General features: G+C 34.4%; 1 protein-coding gene. It reads left to right on the top strand.

Going from position 1 to position 854, the window contains the following annotated elements; all coding sequences use genetic code 11:
* Positions 1-51: 51 nt before the first annotated feature.
* Positions 52-854, top strand: an 803-nt coding sequence (locus N2712_08035) for an SPOR domain-containing protein (protein ID MCX8029926.1), incomplete at its 3' end; no start/stop codon positions are given.

Raw genomic sequence — 854 nt, 5'->3', positions numbered from 1 at the left:
ATCTCAAGGAAGGGTATAATACTCCGAAATTTTTAATAGGAGGGGTACGAGATGGGTATTGAGAGGGATGTATACAACGAATATGGAGTGAAGGAGAGTAGTCGTAATAACGAGGTTAAGGTAGGTACACCGAGATTATCTGTGATAATAGCTGTAACAGTTTTGTTTTCAGTGTTTAATTTTGTGATAGGATACATGATAGGTAAGTTTATGGGTGGAAGTAGCGTTAGTAGGGATTTAGTTACTGCTGGTAGTATAGTGGAAACAAATAGAAGTGATTACATAGGAGTAGTGAGTGAAGATAAGAATTTGAAAAGTGCTGAAGTGAGTAACATGTTGAAGAAGAATCTTTTGGTTGGATCCAGTAGTGATGTAGAAGAGGACATAAGTGAGCTAATTCCTTCTAGTGTTAAGAGTATTGATAGTAAAGATATAGGAAAAAAAAATGTTGATAATAACAAGCCTAGAGTATCGGCTAATAGTAGCGAGAGTAGGAAAGTAAGTAGTATCGATACAAGCAGCAAAAGTAAGGTGGAAAGAGTAGAAAAGAAAGTTACTGGTGAGAAAACATCAAATTTAGTGAAGGATACTAATACAAAGAAAACATCTAGCACAGGTCAAACTATGAAATATTACATCCAAGTTTCTTCAAATGAAAAGAAAGAAACGGCTGAAAGCACTCTGAGTAAACTTAAAATGATGGGATTAAATGGTTTTATTCAAGAGGTTGTAATAGATGGCAAAAAATTGTATAGGGTTAGAATCGGTGAAATTGAAAGTTACGAAGATGCTATGAAGATTCTAGAAAAAGCAAAAAAACTCAATAGCTCAGCCTTCTTGGTAGTAAGTAAATA

The sequence above is a fragment of the Brevinematales bacterium genome, assembly GCA_026415355.1.
Classification (GTDB): Bacteria; Spirochaetota; Brevinematia; order DTOW01; family DTOW01; genus SKYB106.
This window is presented reverse-complemented; position numbering and strand designations above follow the sequence as displayed.